Raw genomic sequence first — 15022 nt, forward strand, 5'->3', positions numbered from 1 at the left:
TGCTACTCCTAGTGGAGGGTTTGGGGGACCAGGTCCAGGGCCATTACTTGGGCTTTAAGCACATCGGACACGGGATCTTCCGGGCACTGTTCAATAAAAAATTCGAAATCGTCGGCGGCCAACTGATTACAATCGAGCTGTTCATACAGGAAGCCGCGGTCACGCCGTTCGAAAGGACATTCAGGTTTGAGCTTGAGCAGCAACTGGCTGCAGAGCAGCGCCTGGGCAAACTGCTGGTGATGAATAAAAGAGCCCTTGGTCACATTCAGCAATCGCGTCAATACCTCGAGCGGCTCGGCCGCCTTCAGGTGCTTGGGCTTCAGCCTGGCGAGGTTTCCTCTGGCGCCACGCAACAGTTGTTCTATTTCATGGCGAGTCAGCGTTTTACCGGTGAAAGGATCGATAATATCACTGTGTTCACGAGTATTATGCTCGCTGCCTGGTTCGCCGCTCTTGTGATGAAACAGGCGTAACAGGAAATGACCGGGAAAGCTGATCCCTTCACCACGAATACCGAACCGCTCGCACAGGTGCAGCACCACAATCGCCAGCGTCACGGGAATGCCCCGTCGACGGGTGAGCACCTTGTCCATCAAACAGTTGTCGATGGCAAAAAAGCGTTCCCAGTCTCCAGCCAAATCCAGGGGGCCATACAGGGCCGCCAGCAGATCACTGCCGGTGATTGTCCCGGATGCCAGTGGCTCTGCAAGCTGCTCGGCCAACTCTTGCTCCAGGGCAAACAGTTTTACCTCGGCCTGATCTCGCGCATCCAGGCCATAGAGGCTTTCTACCACGTCCAGTGCCAGTGTCATCAAACTGGCAGGCTCATCATTCAACCAGTTATCACTGATGTTCGTTTTCAGCATTTTGCCTCCCGGGCCATTGTGCCAGCGTAATACGCTCTTGCCCGCCGTAGTCACGTAGCGTGCTGACGGCTTGGTACCCCTGCTTGGTAAAGTAGTCGCGCACCAGGGCACCCTGCTGCCAGCCATGCTCCAGCAGTAGCCAGCCATTGGCCAGCAGATATGTACGTGCCTCTGTGATCAGGTGCTGCAAGTCGGCCATGCCGCCGGCGTCGGCCACCAGAGCTGAAGCCGGTTCGAAGCGCACATCACCGGATTGCAAATGGGGATCGGCGGCGTCGATATAGGGCGGGTTGGATACAATCATGTGGAACTGCAGGCCGGCCAGGGGCTCGAACCAGCTGCCCTGACGCACTGCTATATCAAGCTGCAGGCGTTCACTGTTCAGGCGCGCCAGATCCGCCGCATCGGCATTGAATTCCACGGCAATGATGGTGTCCTGGGGGCGTTCGCTTTTAAGCGCCAGCGCGATGGCGCCGGTGCCGGTGCCCAAATCGGCCAGCGTCGATGCCGAGGACGGCAGGCGAGCCAGTGCCGCTTCAATCATCAGCTCGGTGTCGGGGCGAGGGATCAGGGTGCTGGCCGATACCGCCAGGGGCAAAGACCAGAACTCCCGCTCGCCGGTCAGATGAGCCACGGGCTCACCGGCCCGGCGCCGCAGGGTAAGGGCCGTTAATTGTGCCTGTTCGGCCTCGGTGGGCCGGTATTCCGGCCAGGCCAGCAGGAAGCTGCGGGGCTTGCCCAGCACATGGCACAGCAAAACGTCGGCATCCAGCGCCACAGACTCGGAGTCGGCCAGCTGTTCACGCATCCATTGTCGCCACTGTGCCAGCGTCATCAATGTTCCGCCAGCGCGGCCAGCAAGTCGGCCTGATGTTCTTGCATAATCGGCTGGGTCAGCATGTCCAGATCGCCTTCCAGCACTTCACTCAGGCGATACAGCGTGAGGTTGATGCGGTGATCCGACACCCGTCCCTGAGGGTAGTTATAGGTGCGAATACGGTCGGAGCGATCCCCGGTGCCCAGCAGGTTGCGCCGCGTGTCCTGCTCTGCGGCATGACGCTTGTCGTGCTCTATCTGCGCCAGGCGAGAGTTCAACACCGCCATCGCCTTGGCACGGTTTTTATGCTGTGACCGTTCGTCCTGACATTCCACCACCACGCCACTGGGCAAGTGGGTAATACGAATGGCCGAGTCGGTTTTGTTCACGTGCTGACCACCGGCACCCGAGGCGCGAAAAGTGTCGACCTTGAGGTCGGCCGGGTTGATGGCAATGGCTTCGGCTTCGGGAATTTCGGCCATAATGGCCACGGTGCAGGCCGAGGTATGAATGCGCCCCTGGGATTCGGTTTCCGGCACCCGCTGTACCCGGTGTCCACCAGACTCGAACTTGAGCTTGCCGTACACGCCCTTGCCTTCGATGCGGGCAATCAGTTCTTTATAGCCGCCGTGCTCACCTTCGTTGACGTTGACGATTTCTATTTGCCAGCGCTGTTGCTCGGCGTAACGGCTGTACATGCGAAACAGATCTCCGGCAAAAATCGCGGCTTCATCGCCACCGGCACCGGCCCTGATTTCCAAAAAGCAGTTATTGTCGTCGTTGGGATCTTTGGGCAATAGCAGGATCTGCAGCTCGACGCCAAGCGCATCGATGGTTTCTTTGGCAGCGGCTATTTCTTCTTGCGCCATGGCCTTCATTTCGGCGTCGTCTTCGGCCAGCATTTCCTGAGCGGCGGCCAGGTCGGCCTCGGCCTGGCAATAGCGACCATAGCAGACCACCACGTCTTCCAGCTGGGCATATTCTTTGGTCAGGCTGCGGTATTGCTCCTGGTCATTTATGACGGATGCTTCACCCAACAGCGCCTGAATTTCTTCGTAACGCTCCTGCAGCCCTTCCAGTTTCTTTAATATGGATATATTCATGATGTCTCGCCGCTGTGGCTCAATCAGCGCTGGCCCAGCTTTAGGTTATGGGCTAATACGGTCAGAATGTCCTGATCACCGTTTTTGCCTGCCTGGTTCAGCGCCTGAGTCGGAGTATGGATCAGTTTATTGGTAAGGCGTCGGGCCAGCCGCTCTATGACTTGCACACTGTCTTTGCCCTGAGCCAGCGCCTGTAGTGCCAGGGCCAGCTCTTGTTGCTGCAGCTGTTCGGCCTGGCTGCGATAGTCCAGGATCAGCTTGACCGACGCCAGCGAGCGATACCAGGCCATAAAGTGCTCGCGCTCTTCCTCTATGATGAGTTCGGCCTGTCCTGCCGCTTGCTGCCGGGTGGCCATGTTCTGCTCTATGATGCCCTGCAGATCATCCACCGTATAAAGATAGGCGTCGTTCAGTTCGTCGACTTCCGGCTCTATGTCTCGCGGCACCGCGATGTCGACCAGCAAAATGGGCTGATGACGACGGGCCTTCAACGCGCGTTCGACCAGACCTTTGCCGATAATGGGCAAGGGGCTGGCGGTGGAGCTGATCACTATGTCGGCCTTGGGCAGGTAATCGGGAATTTGCTCAAGGGTCATCACCTGGGCATCAAACTCCTGCGCCAGGTTCTGTGCCCGATCCAGTGTCCGGTTGGCCACCATCATCTGGGTGACCGACTGATCTTTAAGGTGGCGCGCCACCAGCTCTATGGTTTCGCCTGCCCCGACCAGCAGCACGCGGGTGCGGCTCAAGTCGGAAAAGATACGCTTGGCCAGGCTGACGGCGGCAAAGGCTACCGAGACGGCACTGGCACCGATGTCGGTTTCGGTGCGCACCCGTTTGGCCACGGAAAAGGTTTTTTGAAACAAGCGGTCCAGGGTGCCTTGCAGGCTGCCCATCTTTTGCGCCTGGTTATAGGATTGCTTGATTTGCCCCAGAATTTGCGGTTCGCCCAGCACCAGCGAGTCGAGCCCGCAGGCCACCCGCATAAGATGATGCACCGCTTCTTCGCCGTGATAGCGATACAGGCAGGCGTTGAGCTCGTTTTCATCCAGCTGATGAAAATCTTGTAACCACAACCGTACCAGATGGCTGTCGCCTTCGGGATCCAGATGACAATAGAGCTCGGTACGGTTGCAGGTAGACAGGATCACCGCTTCCCCCACGCCCGGGGTACGCATCAGCTCCTGCAGTGCCCTCGGGGCAACTTCAGGTCCAAACGCTACCCGCTCGCGCAGGGCGACGGAAGCTGTCTTATGATTTATTCCCAATACCAGCAGGCTCATGAGGGTTTTGCGCGGCTCGTTACGTCTTTCAAGTAGCCGTACATTGTACGAGAAAGAGTTAGGCTTTAAAAGGCACCAACCTTGCCCTTATACTGACAGCACATTTCAAGGGAGAATTACCGGTGCGGATTATACTGTTCGTTTTAGCCCTGCTGTGGCTGTCGGGCTGTGCCTACAAGGCCGAAAGGGCACCCGCCGGCAGCTGGTTGGCGCAAAAAAATTCGTTGGCACAATTAGAGCAATGGCAGCTGTCGGCCCGGCTGGGCATTATTACCGCCGATGAGCGCGGCAGCCTGAGCCTGTTCTGGCGACAGAACAGCGACGACTACCGCATGAATCTGACCAACGTGGTTGGCAAGCGGGTGTTTGATCTCAACCGCCGCGGCAACCGTGTGCAGTTAATCGATAGCGAAGGCCGGCAGCATCAAGCCACCGACGCCCGCGAGCTGGTGCAACGGTTAACCGGCTGGGATTTGCCCGTTGAACAATTGTCTTACTGGATCAAGGGCCTGCCCGGCCCCACAGATTTGGTGACCTATGATCAGCATGGCCGACCGCAAACCATTAACGCCCACGGCTGGCAGTTACGCTATTTGGGCTACACCCAGATTGAAGGTCTGTGGTTACCCAGCCGTCTGGATCTCAGCCACCAAGGTACCAAGCTGCGCTTGGCCATCAATCAATGGGAACTCAAATAATGATGGTGCTTCCGGCTCCTGCCAAGCTCAACCTGTTTTTATCGATTACCGGTCGGCGTGACGATGGCTACCACAGTTTGCAAACCCTGTTTCAGTTTGTGGACTATGGTGACGCGTTGCGCTTTGCCCCTGTCGCCGACGGCGAGTTGTTGCTGACGCCGGCGTTGGCTGGTGTCCCCCAAGAGCAGAACCTGATTATAAAAGCGGCGCGATTGCTACAAGCTCATACCGGCTGTACCCAGGGCGCGCACATTCACCTGACCAAGCGCTTGCCCATGGGCGGCGGTCTGGGTGGCGGCTCCAGCGATGCCGCCACCACCCTGGTGGCATTGAACCGGTTATGGAAGCTGGGACTGAGCACGGATCAGCTGGCCGAGCTAGGCATTAGGCTGGGCGCCGACGTGCCGGTGTTTGTGCGAGGTCAGGCCGCCTTTGCCGAAGGTGTTGGTGAACTATTAACCCCCGCCACACCGACCGAACCCTGGTATCTGGTACTGTGCCCTCAAGTTGAAGTGGCAACGGCCGCTATTTTTAACGACCCGGATCTGCCCCGTAACAGCCCGGCTTTAAGCCTGCAACAATGGCTGAACACCCCCTGGTACAACGATTGCGAGGCACTGGTTAAAAAGCGATACCCCGAGGTTGCCAAGCTCCTTGGCTGGTTGCTAGAATATGCGCCGTCAAGAATGACGGGCACGGGTGCCTGTATTTTCGCCAGTTTTGATAGCCGGGAAGCGGCTCAAAATGTGCTGAAAAACGCCCCGAAAGGCGTGTTGGGTTTTGTAGCCAAGGGCTGCAATCAATCGCCTTTATTCAGCGCACTAGCGCAGCTGGATAGCCTTGCTTCGTCATCAAACTCGGCAATTTGAGACAGTCGTTTCAGAGAATGGGGGTGGGCCCATTTTCGCTCTTGTTCCAAGAGTTAATTGGCTGCCAGGTGTACAGACTGGTTGGTAAGGCTTAACGCCATCTCGCCGCTTGGGTTCTTCAACTCAACACCCCGTCTGATGCACTGTTATACTCTAATTTGATTTCCAAAACGGGCTGGATAGCGAATGTGTTTTCGTGATTACGGGTTCACGGCCCCGTCCAGTCTCGCCACCCATGAAACAACCCCGAGGTTTTCAACCGTGCCCGACATGAAGCTGTTTGCTGGTAATGCTACGCCGGAACTCGCCCAACGTATCGCCGATCGTCTGTTCATCAAACTGAGTGCTGCCGATGTTGGCCGCTTCAGTGATGGTGAGATCTGTGTACAAATCAACGAAAACGTACGGGGCGGCGATGTGTTCATCATCCAGTCGACCTGTGCGCCAACCAACGATAACCTGATGGAACTGATCGTGATGGTGGATGCGTTGCGCCGAGCGTCTGCCGGCCGTATTACCGCCGTCATCCCCTACTTCGGTTATGCTCGTCAGGACCGTCGTGTACGTTCTTCCCGGGTGCCCATTACCGCCAAGGTAGTGGCTGACTTTCTGTCCAGCGTCGGTGTAGACCGTGTGCTGACCGTTGATTTGCATGCCGAGCAGATTCAGGGCTTCTTCGATGTACCGGTAGACAATGTGTTTGGTACGCCCGTGCTGCTGGAAGACATGTTGTCCAAGAACCTGCAGGATGCGGTAGTTGTATCTCCGGATATTGGTGGTGTGGTACGTGCCCGTGCCGTGGCCAAGCTGCTGGATGAAACCGAAATTGCCATTATCGACAAGCGTCGCCCGCGCGCCAACGTTTCTCAGGTAATGAACCTGATCGGTGACGTTGAAGGCCGTGATTGTGTGATTGTTGATGACATGATCGACACCGGTGGCACCTTGTGTAAAGCCGCAGAAGCGTTGAAAGAGCGCGGCGCCAAGCGCGTATTTGCCTACGCGACCCATGCCGTGTTCTCCGGCAATGCGGCACAAAACATCAGAGACTCGGTTATCGATGAAGTGATCATCACCGACTCGGTACCGCTGAGCGAAGAAATGAAAGCCATTAGCAAGGTGAAGCAATTGTCGCTGTCATCCATGCTGGCCGAGGCTATTCGTCGCATCAGCAACGAAGAGTCCATCTCAGCCATGTTTGAGCATTAAGCAAAACACAGTGCCAAGCGCCTGGTAACAGGCGCCGAGCTGTAAAAAACGCCAAGCCCCTAACAAGGCTTGGCGTTTTTTTATCAGCTAAATCTGCTTTAAACAGTTTTTGCCACGGAATCCACAGAAACCACGGACGAAGAATAACAAAGCAAAAGCGAAAGTTTATGTCTTGTGAGATCTTACTCAGTCAGGGTTCGTTCCTGGGAACTTTATCTTAACTTTTCCGTGGGTTCCGTGGATTCCGTGGCAAGAGGGCCTTTAATTTTTAGGTCCGGGAGCTGGCGCTCGGCTCCTTTAAGCCTGACTTCTCACTTTATAAATAAAACCGTATGAAATAGTAGCCACTCAGGCCCAGGCCGAAGGTGACTATGCTCCAGGCCAGCAGTTTTGGGTTGATCCATGCCAGCAGCCTGGCTCCCAACTTGCCACCGGCCAGATATCCCACAGCCAGCAGCAAGCCGCCCTGCCAGTACACCAGGCCTGATAGCGAATACACCACTATGGTAGCCCCGCTGGCCAGCATGGAGAGATAGAGCTTGATGGCATGCTGCTGCAAATTGGAGCCCATGCGCAGCTGGCCGGTCAGTGCCATCAGGAATACCCCTAAACCGCCACCAAAGAAACCACCGTAAAAACTGCCACCAAACAAGAGGGGCCAGGCTCGTCGACGCAGTACCAGAGGCCCTTCAAACCCTGCCTTGCTTAATAATTGGCGGCCATACAGTAAACTGACCGCCAACAGTAGCCAGGGCACCAGATAGTTAAAACTACTGGCATCAAACTGCACCAGCGCCAGGGCACCCAGGCCACCGCCCAACAGACCGATCACGGTTAATGCCCACAGAGGCCCGGTGCGTAAATGCTTTCTAATCCCCCAGTATGCACTCATGTAACCCGGCCACGAGGCCACACTGGCGGTGGCTACCGCCGACGTACTGGGTATGCCCAGTGCCAGCAGTGCGGGCAAGGTAAAAAACAGGCCGCCACCGGCCAGGGCATTCACTACCCCCGCCAGCAAGGACCATCCCAACAATTCAATCATCCAACACCTTTCATTAACAATGCGCCCTGGGGCGCGGCTGTATGTTTCACGCCGCACGCAGCCAGTAAAGCAAGACGGTGAGGCTGTCTTTGGCTTGACGAGTGCGGTGTACGGCAAGCCCGCTATTTTATGATCTTTGTCCGCACTCTTCCGCGCTTTTCGTGACTTGTATGGCAAAACAGGTTCTGGCTGGAATATTAGGGTCTGTTGACCTTTCGAGATCATTTTTGCAGCAGTTTGTGGCACCTTTATACAAGGCAGCGCTTGTGCCATGTAGTCATTCTCCACACTTTCCATAAATACGAGCAGTAACGCAGTAGAAAGGCGCCACAAGCGCTGCCCTGCGGGTTCGGCTAAACGCGCTTTTCTCTTTGTTGAGCGGGCTTTGCTTAGAATGACTAGGCTACAACCCGCTCGCCGCGATAAAATCGCGTTTAACTCGAACAAAATTTAACCGCAAAAGGTCAACAGACCCTAGGCCTCGTGCTGCTCCCCTCCCCTTGCACTCTTTACGCTTCGGCTGCTCTTTTCGCGCTATTATGTCGGTTTGGTTCGAGCAAGGTGGCCATTATTGCCGCTCTTAATTAGAATGTAGCGTCATTTTAACGGCCGACTCAGCATATGAACCCTATCGAACTGATTGTCGGGCTCGGTAACCCGGGTCCGGAATACGCCAATACCCGCCATAACGCCGGCGCCTGGTATGTGGCCGAGCTTGCCCGCATGCACGGCAGCCCATTGAAAGAAGAAGCAAAATTCTTTGGCTGGACCGGCCGGGTACGCATTCAAGGGCGAGATGTTCGCCTGTTGATCCCCGCGACCTTTATGAATCGTTCGGGCAAGGCGGTGGCCGCCATGGCCAACTTTTACCAGATTCCGCCCGAGTCGATTTTAATCGCACACGACGAGCTGGATCTTGCGCCAGGCACGGTGCGCTTCAAGCAAGGTGGCGGCCACGGCGGCCATAACGGCCTGCGCGACACCATTAGCTGCCTGGGCAACAACAAAGACTTTTATCGCCTGCGTATTGGCATTGGCCATCCGGGTCACAAGTCTCAGGTAGCCGGCTTTGTGCTGACCAAGGCGCCCGCCGCCGAACACAGCCTGCTGGAAGCGGCGGTTGATGAAGCCGCCCGCTGCACCGATATTTTATTTAACGATGGCATGAACAAGGCAATGAACCGCCTGCATGCCTTTAATGCCGACTCCACCAAGTAACTTTCTGTCATCACTTTCAGGACACATATCATGGGTTTTAAATGCGGTATCGTGGGTCTGCCTAACGTAGGCAAGTCCACTCTGTTTAACGCACTCACCAAGGCCGGCATTGAAGCCGCCAACTTTCCATTTTGTACCATAGAGCCCAACACGGGCGTGGTGCCGGTGCCGGACAAGCGTCTGGATGCTTTGGCGGAAATCGTCAAGCCCCAGCGCATCCTGACCACCTCCATGGAGTTTGTCGATATCGCAGGCTTGGTGGCGGGTGCCTCCAAAGGCGAAGGCCTGGGCAACAAGTTTTTGGCCAATATTCGTGAAACCGACGCCATTGGTCACGTGGTGCGCTGCTTCGACAACGACAACATCGTTCATGTTTCGGGTCAGGTATCCCCCAAAGACGACATCGACACCATCAACATCGAGCTGTCACTGGCGGATCTGGATACCTGTGAACGGGCTATTCAGCGCAACGCCAAAAAAGCCAAGGGCGGTGACAAAGATGCCAAGTTTGAAATCACCGTGCTGGAAAAACTGTTGCCGGCGCTGGAAGAAGCCAAGGTATTGCGCAGCGTTGAGCTGAGCAAAGAAGAAAAAGCGGCCATCGAATACCTGAACTTCCTGACCATCAAGCCCACCATGTACATTGCCAACGTCAATGACGACGGTTTTGAAGACAACCCCTATCTGGCTCAGGTGATGGAAATTGCCGCCGCCGAAAACGCCATAGTGGTACCTGTGTGTGCCGCAATGGAGTCGGAAATTGCCGAGCTGGACGCCGAAGAAGCTGCCGAGTTCATGGCTGATCTGGGCCTGGAAGAGCCAGGCCTGAACCGGGTGATCCGCGCCGGTTACGAGCTGCTGAACCTGCAAACCTACTTTACCGCCGGTGTAAAGGAAGTCCGTGCCTGGACCATTCCTGTAGGATCCACAGCGCCACAAGCGGCAGGCAAAATCCACACCGACTTCGAGAAAGGCTTTATTCGCGCGCAAACCATCGCCTATGATGACTTTATTGCCTTTAAAGGCGAGCAAGGCGCCAAAGAGGCCGGCAAGCAGCGCGCAGAAGGCAAAGACTACATCGTAAAAGATGGTGATGTGTTGAACTTCCTGTTTAACGTTTAAGTCGCTTAGCGAGTCTGGCATCCTGCACCGGGCCTGGCCAAAGAAAGCCTCGAGCCTGCCGGTTCGGGGCTTTTTATTTGTGCCGTTATCCTGACGCAGATCGGAAGATCGCTCGCGGGACGGCCAGGCAGGTACCGGGCGCTGCTTTTTGAAGTTGAATTAAATTATGGGGTAACGGTGTTAATTTTGTCCGCTTTTACGTATAATCGCGCGGTTTTCACCCCTGATCTTATTGATTGATATATTAAGGAATCAACATGGCTATCGAACGTACTTTTTCCATCATCAAGCCTGATGCCGTAGCAAAAAACCTGATTGGTGCCATCTACAATCGTTTTGAAACTGCTGGCCTGAAAGTTGTGGCTGCAAAAATGGTACACCTGGATCAAGCCAAGGCTGAAGGCTTCTACGCCGAGCACAGCGAGCGTCCTTTCTTTAAAGCGCTGGTTGATTTCATGACTTCCGGTCCTGTTATGGTTCAGGTTCTGGAAGGCGAAAACGCCGTACTGCGTCACCGTGAAATCATGGGTGCAACCAACCCAGCTGACGCCCTGGCCGGTACCCTGCGCGCCGACTACGCAGACAGCATCGACGAAAACGCCGTACACGGTTCCGACGCTGCCGCTTCTGCTGCTCGCGAAATCGCGTACTTCTTCAGCGACGAAGAGCTGTGCCCACGTACCCGCTAAGGGATAACGTTAAACACTTTAGTTGTTGATAAGAAAAGGAGCTTCGGCTCCTTTTTTAATGGGTAAATGGCGGCCGGGTTATGAACCGGCTACTTGCTCAAGCAACCTTCTGTCGAGCATCACCCTCAAGAGCAGCCAGCCCCCCTCCTTTGCATCGCTCAGAGTAACCGATAGCATCAGCCACCTTGTAGTGCCGAACGCTCCTGGATCGCGCGTGCGCTTTTAGGCGCGCTTGTACTTCTACCAAACTGATTAAATGACAGAGCTATGTGGTTGAGCAGTCAAAGGGAATTGTCGCAGCCAACCATAGAATGCCAGAGGCGGGTTTTAACAAACTATCCTGCTCCGCAGGGGCGAGCCTACCTCGCCGTGACGAATCATTTCAGCTTAATCGAATATCCAGTGAATATTCGCAGTGGGCTGAAATGGTGAGTATCAACTTCTCAAAGCGCCGGCTACAGGGGATCAGTGTATTGGGCTGGTTTATCTGAAGCTGAAAGCTGACGGGCTGATTATGGGTTTTCTAGATAACAGAAAGCAAAAAACCAGCCTTTTGGCTGGTTTTTTGTATGTGGCTGGAGTACAAGTACTCGAACCTGGGCACTGAGGCCGAGAGCAAAACCCGCTTTATTCAGCGAATTTTTTAATATGGCTGGGGTACCAGGATTCGAACCTGGGAATGGCGAGATCAAAACCCGCTGCCTTACCGCTTGGCGATACCCCAATTTTTTAGCTTCAATATGGTGCGGGAGGCGAGACTTGAACTCGCACACCTTGCGGCGCTAGAACCTAAATCTAGTGCGTCTACCAATTTCGCCACTCCCGCAAAAATGGTGGCTATGGCGGGATTCGAACCTGCGACCCCATCATTATGAGTGATGTGCTCTAACCAACTGAGCTACATAGCCACAATGGTAAACCAGAACTTTTTATCTCATTCACTCTTAATGTGAAATCGACACTCAGGCCTACACTGCAATTGTCTTACTTAAACTTCGATTTCAAGTAACTCTTATGGATTACTCAAAACACTGAATATGGCTGGAGTATAAGAACTCGAACCTGGGCACTAAGGCCGACATCAAAACCCGCTTCGTTCAGCAAGTTTTTTGAATATGGCTGGGGTACCAGGATTCGAACCTGGGAATGGCGAGATCAAAACCCGCTGCCTTACCGCTTGGCGATACCCCAATTTTTCTGGCTGATATTTATAGCATATAGCCAATTTTTTACAAGTTACTTAGCTACTAAGTTTCTTGTTACTTTCGCTTCAGGTACTTAGACCTGATCTCAAAACCCGCTTTTTCAGCCGATTTCTTTAATATGGCTGGAGTACAAGCACTCGAGCCTGGGCACTAAGGCCGAGATCAAAACCCGCTGCTTTAGCGAGTTTCTTCAATATGGCTGGAGTACAAGTACTCGAACCTGGGCACTGAGGCCGAGAGCAAAACCCGCTTCATTCAGCGAATTTTTTAATATGGCTGGGGTACCAGGATTCGAACCTGGGAATGGCGAGATCAAAACCCGCTGCCTTACCGCTTGGCGATACCCCAATTTTTTAGCTTCAATATGGTGCGGGAGGCGAGACTTGAACTCGCACACCTTGCGGCGCTAGAACCTAAATCTAGTGCGTCTACCAATTTCGCCACTCCCGCAAAAATGGTGGCTATGGCGGGATTCGAACCTGCGACCCCATCATTATGAGTGATGTGCTCTAACCAACTGAGCTACATAGCCACTGCATCGATAAGCTTCTCTTGCAACAAAATACATCCTGCTACAGGTAGCCCTTGGTAGTGGGCATTGCGTTACCGAACGGGGCGCATTATGCGTACCAGGCCCAAGATCGTCAACCGTTTTTTATATAAAAACAGGCGAGTTTCAACTGTTCGGCCACAAAGTAGACGCTTAGGCGGTAGAATAGACAAAATAAGCTGGAAGCTACAGACTCTTTAGTGAAATACACGCTGAGACGGGAGTGCCGGCTAAAGCGGCACCCTACAAAAAAATCGACTCAGCGGGGGCTGGTTCGCTTCGCTCTTTACGCCTTACCCCTCACCTCTTTTAAGCGATTAACGGCACACCCGAGCCAACATGGCGGCGATGGTGCGTATGCCATGCCCCTTGCCACCCACGGCCCACAGATCGTTGGCAGCCTTCTGATAGGCACCTGCCAGGTCGAGGTGCACCCACTGGCGGCCGTCGTCCGGTACAAAACGAGACAGAAATGCCGCCGCCGTAGAGGCGCCGGCCATGCCTTCACCACCATGCACATTCGCCATATCGGCGAAAGACGAGGTTAGCTGGCCCACATGGAATGGCTCCAGGGGCAACTGCCAGGCTTTTTCATACTCCGCATCGGCAGCCGCTACCGTGGCCTGAGCCAATTCGTTGTTCATGCTGAACACGGCGTTGTAGTCGCGGCCCAGTGCCATTTTGGCGGCACCGGTCAGGGTGGCGGCGTCCAGAATAAAGGGCGCACCGGTCGCGCTGGCCGCCAGGAGACCATCGGCCAGCACCAGTCGACCTTCGGCATCCGTGTTAAGGATTTCAACGGTAATGCCGTTCTGGTAGGTCAGAATATCCCCCAGCTTGTAAGCGTGGCCGGACACCAGGTTTTCTGCGCAGCACAAAAACAGCTTGACGCGCTGTGCCAGGCCGCGCTGAATCGCCAGGGCCAGTGCCCCGGTGACCGTTGCCGCGCCGCCCATGTCGGACTTCATGACCGACATGCCAGCTGACGACTTCATGCTGTAGCCGCCCGAGTCAAAGGTAATGCCCTTGCCAACCAGACAGGCGGCAACCGGCGCGTCATCCTCACCGCTGGGGTTGAAGTCCAGCTCCAGCATGATGGGGCTGCGCTCGCTGCCACGGCCGACTTCATAGAGACCTACATACCCCATGTCTTTGAGCTGTTCGCCGCTGTAGGTGCGATAGGTCACGCTGTTGGGAGCCAGGGATTGGATAAACTTGCCAGCATTGGCGGCCAGAGATGCGGGATAGACATCCTCTGGCGTGCCATTGATCATTTCCCGTACCCAGCGAGCCGCCTTGTTACGCGCTTCCAGCTCGGTCAGCTCGTCGGCGGGCATGTCGCCCCACTCCAGCAGCTGTTCGCCCCGGGCGTTATAAAACCCCTGGGCAAAGGCCCAGCGGCTTTCCAGCTGCCAGCCATCCCCACTCAGGCGTACCTGTTTGATGCCCATGGCATCGAGCCTGCGACCGGCTTGCTGTGCCTTGCGTTCTCGTTCGCTGCCATTGGGCACATGTACCCGGGCTTCATCTGCATTAAAGCTCAACAGTGCCTTCTCGCCCCAGTGGGCGGGGGCTGCTTCACTGCAGAGCACGACATTCATTATTGATGACATCATGATTCCTTATCGGGGTCTGTTAACTGGTTAACTGAAGAACGCAAAAAGCCACAGCAAGAACTGTGGCTTTGATGCAGCTGAAAGCTGTGAGTTAAAGAACGGCAAGGGTAAAGAGTGAAGCGTTAGGGGAAACACCCCACGCCTTACCATTCACTCCTCACCGTTACTGCTGATCGGTTAGTCGTATTCATCCATCCAGATCATGATGATGGCTTCCAGAATGCGCTCGTTGGACGCCTTGGGGTCATCATCAAAATCTTCGAGCGCACAAATCCACTGATGCAGATCGGTAAAGCGCACGGTTTTAGGATCCGTTTCAGGATAAGCGGCCAGCAATTCAAGCGCTATATCCTGGCTGTCCGTCCATTTAAGACTCATACGCCCTCCCCGATTACTGGCTTTCCGATACCATGTTCACGGTATATTTAGGGATCTCGACCACCAGATCCTCATCGCTCACTCTGGCCTGACAGCCAAGACGTGACTCAGGCTCCAGCCCCCAGGCCTTGTCCAGCATGTCGTCTTCCAACTCACAGCTTTCTTCCATGGAGTCGAAGCCTTCACGCACTATGACATGGCAGGTGGTACAGGCACAGGATTTTTCACAAGCGTGCTCAATGTAGATACCATTGCGCAAGGCAACATCCAATACGGTTTCACCCAGTTCGGCTTCAAGCTGAGCCCCTTCCGGGCACAGTTCAGGATGAGGCAAAAAAACAATCTTCGGCATCG

At 54.9% G+C, this 15022-nt stretch carries 14 protein-coding genes and 7 tRNA genes; 6 read left to right on the forward strand and 15 right to left on the reverse strand.

Annotation, left to right across the window (positions count from 1 at the left end; genetic code table 11):
• Window positions 1-8: 8 nt before the first annotated feature.
• From ACN0VL_RS08290 to hemA, 4 genes are read right to left on the reverse strand one after another with little or no spacing between them, the layout of a single operon-like run.
• Window positions 9-866, reverse strand: a complete 858-nt coding sequence (locus ACN0VL_RS08290) for a SirB1 family protein (protein ID WP_417616331.1) — start codon at window positions 864-866, stop codon at window positions 9-11.
• Window positions 844-1701 (reverse strand): peptide chain release factor N(5)-glutamine methyltransferase, encoded by an 858-nt coding sequence (prmC, locus tag ACN0VL_RS08295; protein ID WP_417616333.1) that lies wholly within the window; start codon window positions 1699-1701, stop codon window positions 844-846. Before prmC ends, ACN0VL_RS08290 begins: the two co-directional genes overlap by 23 nt.
• Window positions 1701-2786 (reverse strand): peptide chain release factor 1, encoded by a 1086-nt coding sequence (gene prfA / locus ACN0VL_RS08300; RefSeq protein ID WP_417616335.1) that lies wholly within the window; start codon window positions 2784-2786, stop codon window positions 1701-1703. Before prfA ends, prmC begins: the two co-directional genes overlap by 1 nt.
• A gap of 23 nt (window positions 2787-2809) precedes the next feature.
• A complete protein-coding gene (gene hemA, locus ACN0VL_RS08305) occupies window positions 2810-4069 on the reverse strand; it encodes a glutamyl-tRNA reductase (RefSeq protein WP_417616337.1) in 1260 nt (419 codons plus the stop codon).
• A 122-nt stretch (window positions 4070-4191) separates the two neighbouring features.
• Between hemA and lolB the strand changes: the two genes are divergently transcribed.
• The 3 genes from lolB to ACN0VL_RS08320 all read left to right on the forward strand — a co-directional run bounded on the left by lolB (window position 4192) and on the right by ACN0VL_RS08320 (window position 6845).
• Window positions 4192-4767 carry a lipoprotein insertase outer membrane protein LolB gene (gene lolB, locus ACN0VL_RS08310; protein WP_417616338.1) on the forward strand — a complete coding sequence of 192 codons (576 nt, stop codon included), beginning with the start codon at window positions 4192-4194 and terminating at the stop codon, window positions 4765-4767.
• On the forward strand, window positions 4767-5636 hold the full coding sequence (gene ispE, locus ACN0VL_RS08315) for a 4-(cytidine 5'-diphospho)-2-C-methyl-D-erythritol kinase (protein ID WP_417616340.1): 870 nt from the start codon (window positions 4767-4769) through the stop codon (window positions 5634-5636). The genes lolB and ispE overlap by 1 nt, the downstream gene beginning before the upstream one ends.
• Window positions 5637-5897: 261 nt before the next feature.
• On the forward strand, window positions 5898-6845 hold the full coding sequence (locus ACN0VL_RS08320) for a ribose-phosphate pyrophosphokinase (protein ID WP_417616342.1): 948 nt from the start codon (window positions 5898-5900) through the stop codon (window positions 6843-6845).
• A gap of 316 nt (window positions 6846-7161) precedes the next feature.
• Here the strand turns inward: ACN0VL_RS08320 and ACN0VL_RS08325 are convergent, their stop codons facing one another.
• Window positions 7162-7890 (reverse strand): sulfite exporter TauE/SafE family protein, encoded by a 729-nt coding sequence (locus tag ACN0VL_RS08325; RefSeq protein ID WP_417616344.1) that lies wholly within the window; start codon window positions 7888-7890, stop codon window positions 7162-7164.
• A gap of 621 nt (window positions 7891-8511) precedes the next feature.
• On the opposite strand from ACN0VL_RS08325, the gene pth reads away from it, so the two are divergent.
• The 3 genes from pth to ndk all read left to right on the forward strand — a co-directional run bounded on the left by pth (window position 8512) and on the right by ndk (window position 10919).
• Window positions 8512-9108 carry an aminoacyl-tRNA hydrolase gene (gene pth, locus ACN0VL_RS08330; protein ID WP_417616346.1) on the forward strand — a complete coding sequence of 199 codons (597 nt, stop codon included), beginning with the start codon at window positions 8512-8514 and terminating at the stop codon, window positions 9106-9108.
• A gap of 30 nt (window positions 9109-9138) precedes the next feature.
• A complete protein-coding gene (ychF, locus tag ACN0VL_RS08335; RefSeq protein ID WP_417616348.1) occupies window positions 9139-10230 on the forward strand; it encodes a redox-regulated ATPase YchF in 1092 nt (363 codons plus the stop codon).
• A 257-nt stretch (window positions 10231-10487) separates the two neighbouring features.
• The gene (gene ndk / locus ACN0VL_RS08340) at window positions 10488-10919 is read left to right on the forward strand and encodes a nucleoside-diphosphate kinase (protein ID WP_417616350.1); all 432 of its coding nucleotides are present in this window, start codon (window positions 10488-10490) and stop codon (window positions 10917-10919) included.
• 649 nt (window positions 10920-11568) lie between these two features.
• Here ndk and ACN0VL_RS08345 read toward each other — a convergent pair.
• From ACN0VL_RS08345 to fdx, 10 genes are all read right to left on the reverse strand, one after another.
• Window positions 11569-11643 (reverse strand) — tRNA-Gln (locus tag ACN0VL_RS08345).
• A 17-nt stretch (window positions 11644-11660) separates the two neighbouring features.
• Window positions 11661-11745 (reverse strand) — tRNA-Leu (locus ACN0VL_RS08350).
• Between the two features lie 5 nt (window positions 11746-11750).
• Window positions 11751-11827: transfer RNA gene (locus tag ACN0VL_RS08355), tRNA-Met, on the reverse strand.
• A gap of 208 nt (window positions 11828-12035) precedes the next feature.
• Window positions 12036-12110: transfer RNA gene (locus ACN0VL_RS08360), tRNA-Gln, on the reverse strand.
• A 287-nt stretch (window positions 12111-12397) separates the two neighbouring features.
• Window positions 12398-12472, reverse strand: a tRNA-Gln gene (locus ACN0VL_RS08365).
• A 17-nt stretch (window positions 12473-12489) separates the two neighbouring features.
• Window positions 12490-12574 (reverse strand) — tRNA-Leu (locus tag ACN0VL_RS08370).
• Between the two features lie 5 nt (window positions 12575-12579).
• Window positions 12580-12656, reverse strand: a tRNA-Met gene (locus tag ACN0VL_RS08375).
• A gap of 335 nt (window positions 12657-12991) precedes the next feature.
• Window positions 12992-14287, reverse strand: coding sequence for an aminopeptidase PepB (pepB, locus tag ACN0VL_RS08380; protein WP_417616404.1), 1296 nt, complete (start codon window positions 14285-14287; stop codon window positions 12992-12994).
• Between the two features lie 180 nt (window positions 14288-14467).
• The gene (iscX, locus tag ACN0VL_RS08385) at window positions 14468-14668 is read right to left on the reverse strand and encodes a Fe-S cluster assembly protein IscX (protein WP_417616352.1); all 201 of its coding nucleotides are present in this window, start codon (window positions 14666-14668) and stop codon (window positions 14468-14470) included.
• 13 nt (window positions 14669-14681) lie between these two features.
• Window positions 14682-15020: an ISC system 2Fe-2S type ferredoxin gene (gene fdx / locus ACN0VL_RS08390; RefSeq protein WP_417616354.1), complete on the reverse strand. Its 339-nt coding sequence runs from the start codon at window positions 15018-15020 to the stop codon at window positions 14682-14684.
• Between the last annotated feature and the right edge of the window lie 2 nt (window positions 15021-15022).

Source organism: Oceanisphaera sp. (genome assembly GCF_048268965.1).
Lineage (GTDB): Bacteria > Pseudomonadota > Gammaproteobacteria > Enterobacterales > Aeromonadaceae > Oceanimonas.